Source organism: Streptomyces sp. NPDC058371 (assembly GCF_042723265.1).
In the GTDB taxonomy this organism is placed as follows: Bacteria; Actinomycetota; Actinomycetes; order Streptomycetales; family Streptomycetaceae; genus Streptomyces.
Window position 1 is genome coordinate 207901 of sequence record NZ_JBHXJC010000010.1, and the last position, 13314, is coordinate 221214.

Annotated in this window: 12 protein-coding genes; all 12 read right to left on the reverse strand. The window is 71.7% G+C overall.

The genetic code is table 11. From position 1 onward, the window contains the following. Positions 1–43: 43 nt before the first annotated feature. Positions 44–1222: an SUKH-4 family immunity protein gene (locus ACFWM2_RS27160; protein WP_383285126.1), complete on the reverse strand. Its 1179-nt coding sequence runs from the start codon at positions 1220–1222 to the stop codon at positions 44–46. Positions 1223–1382: 160 nt separating this feature from the next. After that, on the reverse strand, positions 1383–1925 hold the full coding sequence (locus ACFWM2_RS27165) for an AAA family ATPase (RefSeq protein WP_383285129.1): 543 nt from the start codon (positions 1923–1925) through the stop codon (positions 1383–1385). 18 nt (positions 1926–1943) lie between these two features. Further along, entirely contained in the window at positions 1944–2132 is a 189-nt protein-coding gene (locus tag ACFWM2_RS27170; RefSeq protein ID WP_383285132.1) for a hypothetical protein, read from the reverse strand. After that, a complete protein-coding gene (locus tag ACFWM2_RS27175; protein WP_383285135.1) occupies positions 2129–4435 on the reverse strand; it encodes a xanthine dehydrogenase family protein molybdopterin-binding subunit in 2307 nt (768 codons plus the stop codon). Before ACFWM2_RS27175 ends, ACFWM2_RS27170 begins: the two co-directional genes overlap by 4 nt. Next, positions 4432–6108: a 2Fe-2S iron-sulfur cluster-binding protein gene (locus ACFWM2_RS27180; RefSeq protein ID WP_383285138.1), complete on the reverse strand. Its 1677-nt coding sequence runs from the start codon at positions 6106–6108 to the stop codon at positions 4432–4434. Before ACFWM2_RS27180 ends, ACFWM2_RS27175 begins: the two co-directional genes overlap by 4 nt. Beyond that, positions 6105–6998 carry an FAD binding domain-containing protein gene (locus ACFWM2_RS27185; RefSeq protein WP_383285141.1) on the reverse strand — a complete coding sequence of 298 codons (894 nt, stop codon included), beginning with the start codon at positions 6996–6998 and terminating at the stop codon, positions 6105–6107. Before ACFWM2_RS27185 ends, ACFWM2_RS27180 begins: the two co-directional genes overlap by 4 nt. 282 nt (positions 6999–7280) lie before the next feature. After that, a complete protein-coding gene (locus ACFWM2_RS27190) occupies positions 7281–8921 on the reverse strand; it encodes a beta-N-acetylhexosaminidase (protein WP_383285144.1) in 1641 nt (546 codons plus the stop codon). A 1-nt stretch (position 8922) separates the two neighbouring features. Next, complete coding sequence (locus ACFWM2_RS27195; protein WP_383285147.1) at positions 8923–9768, reverse strand: carbohydrate ABC transporter permease; 846 nt, start codon at positions 9766–9768, stop codon at positions 8923–8925. 5 nt (positions 9769–9773) lie between these two features. Continuing rightward, positions 9774–10739, reverse strand: coding sequence for a carbohydrate ABC transporter permease (locus tag ACFWM2_RS27200; protein ID WP_383285150.1), 966 nt, complete (start codon positions 10737–10739; stop codon positions 9774–9776). A 4-nt stretch (positions 10740–10743) separates the two neighbouring features. Continuing rightward, positions 10744–12051, reverse strand: coding sequence for an extracellular solute-binding protein (locus tag ACFWM2_RS27205; protein WP_383285153.1), 1308 nt, complete (start codon positions 12049–12051; stop codon positions 10744–10746). A 258-nt stretch (positions 12052–12309) separates the two neighbouring features. After that, positions 12310–12615 (reverse strand): DUF3039 domain-containing protein, encoded by a 306-nt coding sequence (locus ACFWM2_RS27210; RefSeq protein ID WP_383285156.1) that lies wholly within the window; start codon positions 12613–12615, stop codon positions 12310–12312. A 29-nt stretch (positions 12616–12644) separates the two neighbouring features. Next, entirely contained in the window at positions 12645–13217 is a 573-nt protein-coding gene (locus tag ACFWM2_RS27215; protein ID WP_383285159.1) for a YqgE/AlgH family protein, read from the reverse strand. Positions 13218–13314 lie beyond the last annotated feature (97 nt).

The following is a 13314-nucleotide window of genomic DNA, read 5'->3' on the forward strand; positions in this document are numbered from 1 at the left end:
CACACCTCCGACGAGTACCTCTCCTGGTGGGCTGCAGCCCCCGCTACGCGTACAGCACCCCGCCCGCCTGATCCGCGAAGGTCTCCGGCCAGTGGCGGCGGCCGTCGTCGGTGGGGAAGGCCGGGGCCGGGTCGCAGGCGAGGGGGTCGACCGTGGCGAGGGTCTGGGTCATGGTGGCGGCCAGTTGACCGTAGGCGGCCGTGAGGTCATGGGTGGCGTCGAGCGACTTCTCGCGGTGGAGGAGCCAGACGGTGAACGCCAGGGTGGAGAGGTCGGCGTTGAGCGGGCGCAGGGTGAAGTCGGGCTCGCTCCAGGCGAGGACCGTGCCCGTGCCGCCGTCGACCACCAGGCTGGTGTCCTCCATGAGGTGTCCGAGGCGTATCAGCCGGCGCGCGTCGTCCGGGAGGTCGTCGTCGGTGAAGTCACCGGGGCGCTCGTCGGCGTAGTACTCGGCGAGGGTCGGCAGTGGCACCTCGGTGTCGAGCTGGAACATGAAACCGTCCTCCGGGAGTCCCGTTTCACGGAGGAAGCGGCGACTCGGCTCGTGCGTCAGCGACGCCGGGAAGTCGACCTCCTCGAAGCGCATGATCTCGCCGGAGCCGAACTCCTCCTCCAGCAGACGCGGCGGCAGGTCGAGGAGCAGGCCCGTCCCGGGGCCCGCGATCCGGGCGAGCGGGCGGATCACCGCGGCCATCCGCCAGTACGGCGGGACGGCGCCTTCGGTGCCCTTCTCGAAGACGGCGGAGAGCCTCTCGGACGCCTCCGTGACGGCCTTCGGCCCGAAGCGCCCGCCGAGCGAGGCGAACTCCCCGCGCGCCGCCGCCAGTTCCTCCGTGGCCGCCGCGAACCGCAGCAGCGCCTCCAGCGAGGGAGCCAGCGGAGCGAGGCCCGTGAGGCCGGGGACGCGGTCCAGGCGCGTGGTGCGGATCTCGCCCGTCGTCCCGTCCAGGACGATCGACTCCAGGTCCCTGTCGTACGTCCGGAGGGTCCCTATGACCAGCTGGTCCCGGAGCTCCTCGGCGAGCTTGTCGATGGCGTCCACCAGGTCCGCCACCCGGCGCGGCGCGGCATCCCGCAGCACGCCGAACCCCAACAGCGAGCCCCCGCACGGCAGTCCGGGTCCGGTCAGGCGGTGTCGCGTCTCCGCGTGCGTGACGTACGGGTCCAGTTCGTCGTCGGTCAGTGTGATCGTGCCACCGACATCGGTGTCAGTCGTGCTCATGGCTCCCCCGCGCATATGAACGCATTCGTGCTTCCCCCCGGAAGGAGGAACACCCCACTGCCCAGCGGCGGTTCCCCATTGAGCAGAACCATACGCCGCACCACTGACAACACCGGAAACGCACAGGTACGGCCCCCGCACACCGCGGGAACACCGGATCTCACGCCACCCGGGCCTGCTCGCGGCCCGCCAGAATCGCGTCCACCGTCCGGGCCACGTCCAGTTCGGAACTGTCCAGCCACAGCCCGATACGCGGGGTCGCCGAGCGCAGTTCGTGGTCGAGCTCCTCGACCGTCCACGCCCCGTAACCGGTCTTCGCCCGCGCCGCCTCGCGCGCCGCGACGGCGTCGGCACGCGGGGCCAGGACAACGACGTACAGGGGCCGCGTGCGCACCAGTCCGACGTACGTCCTCAGGTTCTCGCCGAGCACCACGTCCTGCACGACGGCCGTGTAGCCGGCTTGTGCGTACGCGTCCGCGGTGGCCGCCGACAGGCCGTACCGCAGCCGGAGTCGGTCCTCGGCTCCGGAACCGGCGTCCCCTGCGCCGCTCCCGGGCGCGTAGTCGGCCCGTCCGGACACGATCATCCGCCGGAACACGTCACCGCGTACGTGCGCGGCCCTGGGCAGCCGCTCCGCGAGCGCCTGAGCGACCGTCGATTTCCCGGCGGCCATGACACCGGTGATGAGGACCACACCGTCCATGAGAAGCGCACCGCCGGCTCAGGTGAAGTACACGCCGCCCGCCACGACCACCACCGCGGCCACGACGAACACCAGCAGGACCAGCATCAGCCTGCCGACGCTCGGCGCGGGCTCGTAACGGGGCTCCTCCGGAGCGGACTCCCGCACAGCGGACTCCCGCGCGGCGGAGTCGGGTTCGGCCGGCTCGCGCGTGGCGTCCGTGCTCACGGGGCCGTCACCACCGCCGCCTGCGGGCGGATCGGCAGTCGGTTGACCGGGCGGCCGGTCGCCGCGCGGACGGCCGAGGCGATGGCCGCCGGGGACGTCACGACCGGCACCGCGCTGACCGCCTTCGCGCCGAAGGGAGCGACGACGTCGCGCTCCTCGACGAGCTTGACGATGCGGATGTCGGGTGTGTCGAGGGCGGTCGGCAGGGCGTAGCCGGTGAGGTCGGGGTGGCGGACCAGGCCCCGCGCGGTGCGCAGGTTCTCGGTGAGCGCCGCGCCGACGCCCTGGGTGACGCCCGCCTCGATCCGGGCCGCCAGCTGGGCGGGGTTGAGCACCCGGCCCACGTCCTGGGCCAGTGCGAGTTCCACGACTCTGACCGAGCCCAGCTCGATGTCGACGTCCACCACCGCGCGGATCGCGCAGAACGCGAGGCCCACGAAGGCGTCGCCCTGGCCCGCGGCGTCCAGCGGCTCGGTCGGGTGCGGGCGGCACTGGGCGGTGGCCCACAGTTCCTTGCCGTCCATCGCCTCGGTGACGGTCGTCGAGAGCACACCGTCGTACGAGGTGATCTTGCCGTCGGTGATCTGGAGCAGCTCCGTGGACATGCCGAACTTGTGCGCCAGGGGCTGCAACAGCTGCGTACGCACCATCTTGGCGGCCCGTTCGACCGCGCCGCCGGACACCCATGTGTGCCGGCCGCGGCAGCTCGCGCCCGCCGGGGGCTGGTCCGTGTCGACCGGCGCCACGAGCACCTCGTCGATGCCGAGCGTCTCCTGGACGATCTGCCGGGCCAGCGTGGCAAAGCCCTGGCCGGTCTCCACGGCCGCGCACAGCACGGTGGCGACGCCGTCGTGGACCTTGACCGTGGCCGTCGAGACCTCGTCCGCGCCCTCGGCGCCGAGCATGTGGACCATGCCGAGGCCGTAGCCGACACCACGGCGCACGGCGCCGGGCTCGCCCGCGCCCTCGGGGCCGCCCGGGAGCAGCCACTCGTCCTCGGGGGTGTCCTTGGGGAGGGCGGGCAGCGGGAAGTCCCGTACCGCCTGGAGGAGTTCGGCGACCGGAGCCGGGCACGTCACCGTCTGTCCGGTCGGCAGGATGTCGCCGGTGGACATCACGTTGCGCAGCCGCAGCTCCGCCGGGTCGACGCCGAGCTTCTTGGCGAGCTTGTCCATCTGCGCCTCGTAGGCGGCGCACACCTGCATGGCACCCTCGCCGCGCACATGGCCGGAGGGCGGGTTGTTGGTGCGTACGGCCCAGCCCTCGATGAAGGCGTTGGGGACCACGTACGGGCCGCAGGCGAAGGAGACGGCGGCGGCGAGCGCTTCGGAGGACGTGTCGGCGTAGGCTCCCGCGTCCAGCAGGATCTGCGCCTCGACCTTCACCAGCCTGCCGTCGGTGTCCGCGTGGTGGCGGTAGCGCAGCAGCGTGGGGTGCCGGTGGGCATGGCCCAGGAAGGACTCCTCGCGCGTGGCGGTGAGTTTCACCGGGCAGCCGGTCTTCAGCGCCAGCAGTCCGAGCGGGAGTTGGATGCCCTGGTCCTCGCGGTCCGCGGTGGCGCCGGGGACACCGGTGACGACGACCTTCACGCGCTCGGGCTCAAGTCCGTAGCAGGCGGCGGCCGTGTCGCGGTCGGTGTGCGGGTCGGTGGACGCCACGTAGAGCTCGACTCCGCCGTCGGGGCGGGGCACGGCGAGGCCGGCCTCGGCGCCGATGGGGGCCGGATCCTGGCGGCCGATGCGGTACAGGCCCTCGACGACGACCTCGGCGGCCGCGTCGGGGTCGCCGTGGCGCAGCGGGATGTGGCGGATCAGGTTGCCGTCGGGGTGGAGCGGCTCGGCCTCGAAGGCCTGCTCCGGGTCGGTCACCGGTTCGAGGACGTCGTACTCGACGATGACGGCGGCGGCGGCCATGCGCGCGGTGTCCGGGTGATCGGCGGCGACGGCCGCGATGGGCTCCCCGTGGTGGCGTACGACCTCGGAGGCGAACACCGGGCGGTCGGGCTTGCCGCGGCCGTGCAGCGCGGCGCCCGGCACGTCCTCGTGGGTGACGACGGCGTGGACGCCGGGCATCTCGCGCGCGTGGGTGGTGTCGATGGACACGATGCGCGCGTGCGGGTGGGGCGACCTGAGCACGGCGGCCCACAGCAGGCCCTCGGCCCACAGGTCCGCGGCGTAGGGGAAGGTGCCCTCCGTCTTGGCGCGGGCCTCCGCGGACGGCAGGGACACGCCCAGGCCGTGCGGGAGCGGTTCGGGGGCGGGTGCGGCCACCTGGGTGGTCGCGGTGGCGGCTTCGTTGTTCACGCCTGGCCTCCGTCCTGGCCGTACGGCTGGTCGTGCGGACCTGGGGAATCGAACGCGGAGGGGTTGACGCCACCGGCGCCCGGGCCCGCCTGGTGGGGAATACGTGCCTCGTCGCCGTCGGCCGCCGGGTCTGCGGCCGCGTGGTGCGCCTCGCGTTCGGCGACGACCTCGCGTACGGCGTTCAGGACGCCGCGGTAGCCCGAGCAGCGGCAGAGGTTGCCGCACAGTGCCTGGCGGGTCTCCAGCTCGGTCGGCGCGGGGTTGCCCTCCAGCAGGTCGTGCACGGTCATGGCCATGCCCGGTACGCAGAAACCGCACTGGACCGCGCCGCACTTGGCGAGCGCCCGCTGCACGTCCGAGGGCTGTCCCTCGGTGGCCAGGCCCTCGACGGTGCGCACCTCGCTGCCGGCGGCGGTGACGGCGGGCACCAGGCAGGACGCCACGAGCCGCCCGTCGACCTGCACGTTGCACGCGCCGCACTCGCCCTGCGAGCAGCCGTCCTTGGCGCCGGCGAGACCGAGTCGCTCGCGCAGGACGTAGAGCAGCGATTCGCCGATCCAGGCGTCGGTGACCGGGCGGTCGGCGCCGTTCACCCGCAGGACGTACGACGCCATGGGGTGTTCGTTGTGCGCGGCGGCCGGGTGCGCGGCGTTCTCGTCCTCCGGGGTGTCCTCGGGGAACTCGGCCGCGGCCGCGTCGGGTTCGGCGGCCTGACCGGCTTCGTCACCGTCGTCGGCAGGCTCGTCCGTTCCGGAGTCGTATCCGTCGGCCTCGTCCGTTGCGTCGTACGCGTCGGGCTCGTCCGTTCCGGAGTCGTATCCGTCGTGATCGTCCGCTCCGGGGCCGTACCCGTCGGGCTCCGCGCCGGCCGCCTCAGCGGCCTCAGCGGCCCCGTGGACGCGCTCGGAGGCCTCCTGGGCCGCTTGCGCCGTCGCGTCCGCGTACGCGCCGTCAGACGGCCCTGTGGCCCGTCCGCCGCCCGCGCCGTTGGGCAGCCGGCCGGGCAGCCCCGCGGGCGCACCGGCGTGCCCGTCCGAAGGCGCGTCGGGGTGCCGCTCCGGCCCGGCTGACCAGGGCTGCCCGATGGTCTCCGTCGCCCAGGGCGCGGCCGCGCCTCCGGGGAGGGTGGCCGGAGGGGTGCCGCCCCACTGCTCGACCAGTGCCGAAGTGGTGAACTCGCCCGATTCGTCCGGAAGATCACCGTTGGCCACCGGAATCGACCACTGTCCGGTGACGTCATGACCGGAGGCACCCTGCCCGTAGGCGCCGCCGGGCGCGTGCGACCCCCCGGAGGCGTGCGATCCGTCCGCGTCCGCGAAGGTCCACTGCCCGGTGGCTCCCTGCTGGTACCCGAAACCGTCGGGGGCCGCTTCCCCGGCCGCCCCGTTCGGGTCCGGCCACTGGACGCCCTCGGCCGGCACGGCCCAGCTGCCGGTGGCCGCCGGGTCGGTGCCCGCGGAGGAGGCGGGCGCGACCGTTATCTGCGGGGGCACATAGCCGTGGCCGGGCGCCGCGAGCGGGCTGTCCCGGTCCGCCAGGAGGGCGTCGATGCCCCCTTCGGGGAGCTTGACGAAAGCCGTGGCGCCGTCGTCGTAGTCCCCTTGCGGCAGCCGCTCCCAGGCTCCGTGGGTGCCGCCGCGGGGGGCGCCCTCTCCGTGCTGGTCGTCGGTCACGACAGTGCCCTCCCCAGTGCTCGTCGGGCCAGCGCGGCGACGGTGCGCCGCAGGTGCAGTACGGCCGGCGGAAGCTGTTGTACGGAACCGTCCTCGGCCGGCAGGGGGTCGGGGATGCAGGCCGCGGCGACGTAGTCCCCGAAGGCGCCCAGCGCCTCGGGCACCAGGGCGCGGTTGTTGTCCCAGTCGATCAGCGAGGCGACCCACTGCTCGGCGTCCAGAGGCCGCAGCGGCATCGGCGCTATGGCACCGACGGCGCACCGCACTCCGCGCCGGGCGGGGTCGAGGACGAGCGCCACGGACGCGATCGCGCGCCCCGGCCCGGTGCGTCCCGTCGCCTTCACGAAGACCTGAGGGGCGTGCAGCAGCGGCACGCGCACGTAGCCGATGAGTTCGCCGCCGCGGAGCATCTCCACGCCCGCGAGCAGGTGGGACACGGGGATCTCGCGGCGGGCTCCGCCCGGCCCCGCGATGATCAACGTGGCCTCCAGGGCGGCGAGCACGGGCAGCGCGTCCCCGGTGGGGGCGGCCGAGGCGATGTTGCCGCCCAGGGTGCCCGCGTTGCGGATCTGCGGCGGGCCCGCGGCACGGGCGGCGGCGGCGAGCGCCGGGATGAGGGCCGCGAAGTCGGGGCGCCCCATGCGCGCGTGGGTGAGGCCGGCGCCGAGCAGGGCGTGGCCGTCCTGGTACTGCCAGCCGCGGATCTCGCTGATCCGGCCGAGGCCGACGAGTGCGGCGGGCCTGAGCTGCCCGGAGTTGACCGCGGCCATGAGATCGGTGCCGCCCGCGACCGGAACGGCGGCAGGCGTGGCGGCGAGCGCCGCGACCGCCTCGTCCAGCGAGCCGGGCAGCGTGACGGCCTGCGCCGCCTGCGGTGTGTGCGTGGTCAAACCGGCTGCCCCTTCCCGCTGCCCCACCTGGTCCCACCTGTGTTGCGCGTACGGTACGTGCTGACAGGGCGGACGTGGCAACTCTGGCACATCTTCCCCGGCCCCCGACGCGGGGGTCCGCTAGGAGGCATTCGCCCCTCTCACCAGGGAGATGGTCCGTTTTCGCACGGCATCACCGGTCCGCGCCGATTGGCACTCTTCGGTGACCCTTGCGCCGCTTTTCGTCTTGTGGGACCACCGTCCCAGGGTGGGGCCCCCGGGACACGCCGCTCACCACTCCCCTCACACGTTCGGGGGCGCCCCCTCGATCGGGCGTCCGAGCACCCCGGGCCGCCGCTGCCACGGATGCGGGCCCGTGGGCGGGCGGTAGGCCACCCCCAGGGCGTCAAGTCGCCTGTAGTGGGCGGTCATCCGGCGCTCGAAGTCCGCGAAGTCCCGCTCGGCCGGGGCGGGCAGGGCACTCCAGGCGACCTCGGCGAAGGCGGCAAGCCGGGGGAACGTCTGATAGTCGACGCGCGCGTGGTCCTCCATCACCTCGGTCCACACGTTGGCCTGGGTGCCCAGCACATGCCGCGCCTCCTCGGGCGACAACTCCGGCGGTACGGGCTCGAAGCGGTAGACATCCTCCAGGGTGCGTACGTAGCCGATGGGCACCGGCTCGTCCGCGCCGCCGTCCTGACGGTGGTCCAGGTACACCTGCTGCTCGGGGCACATGACGACGTCGTGGCCCGCGCGGGCGGCCGTGATACCGCCCTGGTAGCCGCGCCACGAGGACACGGCCGCCCCTTCCGCGAGGCCGCCCTCCAGGATCTCGTCCCAGCCGATCAGCCGACGTCCGCGCGCGGAGAGCCAGTTGTCGAAGTGCCGGATGAACCAGGACTGCAACTCGTCCTCGTCCGCGAGCCCCAGTTCCTTGATGCGGGCCTGCGCGGTGGGCGACTGCCGCCACTGGTCCTTGGCGCACTCGTCGCCACCGATGTGGAAGAACTCCGAGAACGGCGCCGCGTCCGCCGGGAACAGACCGAGGAGTTCCTCGAACACCCCCTCGTAGAACCGCAGGGTGTTGTCAGTGGGGGCGAGTACGTTCTTGGATACGCCCCAGTTGTCCCAGACGGACAGGGAGGTCGTGTCGATGACGTCGGTGTTGCCCAGTTCCGGATACGCGGCGATGGCGGCCTGCGAGTGGCCCGGGATGTCGATTTCGGGGACGACCGAGATATGCCGCTCGGCCGCGTACGCGACGATCTCGCGGATGTCGTCCTGCGTGTAGAAGCCCCCGTGCGGCTTCTCCTCCCACAGCGGCGAGGCGCGATGGCCGGATTTTGTCCGCGCCCGCCAGGATCCGGCCTCCGTCAGTTTCGGATACCGCTCGATCTCGACGCGCCATCCCTGGTCGTCGGTGAGATGGAAGTGGAAGACGTTGAGTTTGTGCGCGGCCAGGAGGTCGAGATAGCGCAGGACGCCGTCCTTGGGCATGAAGTGCCGGGAGACGTCGAGCATCAGACCGCGCCAGGGGAAGCGGGGCGCGTCCTCGATGGTCTGCTGCGCGATGCCGTACGTGCTGCCCGGCCGGAGCGGGGCGCGCCGGAAGGCATCGGGGCCGAGGAGCTGACGCAGGGTCTGGGCGCCCCAGAACACGCCGGCCGCGCTGCCGCCGGTGATCTCGATGCCCCCGCCGGTGACCACGTCGAGCCGGTACGCCTCCCGTTCCAGCGAGTCGTCCAGCCGCAGCCGTACGGAGTTGGCGCCCTCCTGCGGCCCGGGCGGCAGCGACAGGCCGAGCGCGGCGCCGAGGGTGGAGCGCAGCCAGCGTTCCACGGTGCCCGTGCCGGGCGCGGCCCACAGCGTGGTGTCCGCGTCCAGGGACACACCGCGGCGCAGCGGGCCCTCGACGGCACGCGGCGCCGGAATCACATCAGTCACGTCAGTCCTTGACCGCGCCGCCCAGTCCGGAGACCAGTCGTCGCTGTACGAGTACGAAAAAGATCAGCACCGGAATCGTCATCACCGTAGAGGCCGCCATCACACCGCCCCAGTCCGGCTCGTCGGGCTTGTAGAAGACGAGCAGTGCCATCGGCAGGGTGGACTGCGAGGTGTCGCTGATGATGAAGGACTTGGCGAACAGGAAGTCGTTCCAGGCGGAGATGAACGAAAAGACGCTCGTCGCCACCAGCCCCGGGAAGACGAGCGGGAAAAGAATCTGCCAGAGGAATCGCGCCCGGCTCGCCCCGTCGATGTACGCGGCCTCTTCCAGCGCGTCCGGGACGGCCTTCACGAAACCCCGCAGCATCCAGATCGCGAACGGCAGCGAGAAGGCGATGTGCGGCAGGATCAGCGAGCCCAGCGTGTTGAGCTGGCCGAAGTCCCGCATCAGGAAGAAGAGGGGGATCGTCAGCGCTTCCACCGGCACCATCTGCGCGATGAGGAACATGATCAGCAGGGTGGTCCGGAAACGGAAGCGGAATCGTGTCACCGCCGTCGCCGCGAGAAACGCGACAAGCGCCGAGACGACGACCACCGAGCAGGCCACCACCAGGCTGTTGACGAAGTAGCGGCCGAATTCCTGCTGTCCGAACACGCGCCGGAAGGAATCCAGCGACGGCGAGAGCGTCCAGGGCCGCGGCTCGCTGGACTCGATCTCCCCCGCCGGCTTGAAGGCGCTCAGCACCATCCAGTACAGGGGAAAGGCCACGACCACGGCGATCAGCAGCGCGGAGGCCTCCGCGGCCAGCCGCCACGGCCGCCGCGGACGCCGTACGAATGCGGGCACGAGTGTCACAGTTCCTCCCCCTGCCGCCGCAGCAGACGCAAGTACACGAGCGTGACCGCCATCAGCATGAGCAGCATCACCACGCCGATCGCCGAGCCGAGGCTGTACTGCGACGACGCGAACGCCTTCTGGTACGCGTACACGTTCAGTACGAGGTTCTGCCCGGCGATTCCGCCTCCGTTGGTCATCACGTAGATCTGCGTGAAGACCTTGAAGTCCCAGATGACCGACTGGATGGTGACGACCACCAGGATCGGCCGGAGCATCGGCGCCAGCACCGAGCGCCAGATCCGCCACTGCGAGGCGCCGTCCAGGGACGCCGCTTCGAGCACCTCACCCGGTACGGCCCTGATGCCCGCGTACACCGTCACCATCACGAACGGGAAGGAGCACCAGACCACTTCGAGGAGGACGAGGGCGAAGGCGCTGACGCGCCCGTACGTCCAGGAGTGGTCGCCGAGCCCGAGGACCCGGTTGACCGGGCCGAAGTCGGGGTCGAAGAGGAGCAGCCAGACCGTGGAGCCGGTGACGGCCGGCGTCGCCCAGGCGCCGAGCCCCGCCAGCATCAGCGCCAGTCGCGGCAGCGCGCGGACACGGGTGAGCAGGACGGCCAGCGCGCAGCCGACCGCGAGTGTCGACACGACGCACGCGGCCGCGAACACCACGGTGGCGAGGAGCACCTGCCAGAACTGGTCGTCGCCGAAGAGCGCCGCGTAGTTGCCGAAGCCCTCGAAGGTGGTCGGCTCGCCGCCGCTGACCTGCGCCTGGGTGTACTCCAGGAACGAGATCAGGCCGAGCTGGTAGATGGGGTAGACGAGCAGGCCGCCGAGGACGACCAGGGCGGGGGCGAGATAGAGCCAGGGGGTCCAGCCGCCGCGTCCGCGCCGGGACGGGCGTGCACCCGCCGTGGCCTTGGCGACCGTGTCCCCGGCCGCCCCGGCCCGTTCGGTGAGCGTGTCGTGCGCTGCCATCCGCTCAGCCCACGGAGCTGAACGCGTCGTTCATCTTCTTCGCCGCGTCCTTCGAGGCCGCCGGCACGTCCTTCTTGCCGCTGACGACCTCCTGGAACATCGTCGGCAGGACGAGCGACGCGTCGATCTGCGCCCAGGCGGGCGAGGCGGGGACGAACTTGGCGCCCGCGGCGAGCGTCTTCACGAAGGGCTCGACGAACGGCTCCTTCTTGGCCACGTCGCCCCGCACATCGGTGTATGTCGGCAGGAAACCCATGGCGTCGAAGAGTTCGCCCTGGGTCTCCTTCGACGCCACCTGCTTCATCAGGTCGACAGCGAGCGTGTGGTGCGAGGTGCTCTTCAGCACGCCGACATTGTTGCCGCCCGCGAAGGCCGGGGCGATCTCGCCCGCCTTCAGACCCGGCAGCGGTACGACGGCGTACTTGCCCTTGACCTTGCCCGCCTCGATCGCCGCGTGGCTGAAGTCGCCGCCGATGGCCATGCCCGCCTTGCCCGAGGCGAACGCGGTGACCGTGTCGTTGCCGCCCATGCCCGCGCACTTGGCGGCGGGACAGTTGGTGTCGCCGAAGAGCGAGGTGTAGGTCTTGATGCCCTTCTGGGCGTCGGCGCTGTCGATGGCGGAGGCGTACGAGCCGCCCTTGCCCTGGGCGAGTTCACCGCCGTTCGCCCAGATGAAGGGCATCGCGCCGTACGTGTACGCGCCGCCGACCGCGAGCCCGTACAGGTCGGGCTTGGCCGCCCGGATGGCGTGCGCGGTGTCGATCAGCTCACCCTGCGTTCTGGGCACTTCGAGGTTGAGCTCCTTGAAGACGTCCGTGCGGTAGTACAGGGCGCGCACGCCGACGAAGAAGGGGGCGCCGTAGATCTTTCCGTCGACCGTCACGGACTGTCTGGCGGTCGGGTCGGTGTCCTTGGCCTCCGTCCAGGCGGTGAACTCCTTGGTGACGTCGGCGAGTCCGCCGTCCTTCACGTATCCGGCCGTGTCGGTGTTGCCGTACTCGATGACGTCGGGCGCGCTCTTGGGGTCGTTGAAGGCGGCCTTGATGCGCTGGGCCCGGGTCTCGACGGGTATGTACTCGACCTTCACCTGGGCGCCGTTGTGAGCCTTCTCGAAGTCGGCCACGGCCGCGTCGACGACCTTCTTCTTCGGCGCGTTGTTGACCTCCTGGAAGAGCCAGACGCGCAGGGTGCCGCTCTTGTCGTCCTTGCCCGAGGAGGAGTTGTCGGACGTCTGGGGGGCGCAGGCGGTGGCGGTCAGACCGGCGGCCACAAGGGCGGCCAGGGACGCGGCCATTCGGACAGAGAGCTTCATCGAGCATCCTCCGGTGGGGGTGCGTTGCAACATGCGCAACGGCGGTTTTGCCCTGCACAACACACCGGAGGCTATGGAGTACATGAACATGCCCACAAGAGGTCTCAACCACTCCGTGACCCGGGAACGCACTCCGTGCAACGGCGGAGCGGCCCGACGCCGCTCCCGGGTACGACAAAGACCGCGGCGCCCTCCATCGGGCACCGCGGTCGTGCTCGTCCGTGCGGCATGCCGCGTCCGGCCCCCGGACGCGAGGCGTTACTTCTTGTCGCCGCCGCCCTTGCCGTTGTCCTTGTCGCCGCCGGCGCCCATGGACTCGTAGATCTCCTTGCACATGGGGCACACGGGGTACTTCTTCGGGTCGCGTCCCGGGACCCACACCTTGCCGCAGAGGGCCACGACGGGCGTGCCGTCGAGGGCGCTCGCCATGATCTTGTCCTTCTGGACGTAGTGGGCGAAGCGCTCGTGGTCACCGTCGCCGTGCGACGTCTGCGGTGCCGGCTCTACGAGGGTCCCCGTCCCAGTACCTCGCTGGGGCTGGGTCTCAGGCTCAAGAGTGCTCATGACGCCAAGGGTACTGAAGCGCACGCCCATCAGTTGAGCGAAGGGTCGTCGGGATACGTCGCCACCATCGCCAGCTCGTTGCGCTGGCGGCGCAGGACCTCGCGCCACAGGCGTTCCGGCGACGGGGACGAGACGTCGCCGGGCTCGGACTCCACGACGTACCAGGCGCCCTCGACGAGTTCGTCCTCCAGCTGGCCCGGGCCCCAGCCCGCGTATCCGGCGAAGATCCGCAGGGAGCCGAGGGCGGCCGCGAGCAGTTCGGGCGGGGCCTCCAGATCGACGAGTCCGATGGCGCCGTGCACCCGGCGCCAGCCCAGCGGCGCTTGCTCCCCCGCCGCGTCCCCGGGGATGACCGCGACGCCCAGCGCCGAGTCGAGCGAGACCGGACCGCCCTGGAAGACGACACCCGGCTCGCCGGCCAAGTCCGCCCAGGCTTCGAGGATGTCGCTGACGTCCACCGGTGTGGGCCGGTTGAGGACGACACCCAGGGAGCCCTCCTCGTCGTGGTCGAGGAGCAGCACCACCGCACGGTCGAAGTTGGGGTCCGCCAGGGCGGGCGTGGCCACGAGCAGTCGCCCTGTGAGCGAGGACACCTCGGTCATGCCAGACATGATCCCGCATCTTCCCTTCGTCTGGGGAGCCAATGCCGGTACGCGAGTGAATGCAGCTCAGGGCGCAGAGAAGCGGGCCCGGCGCATG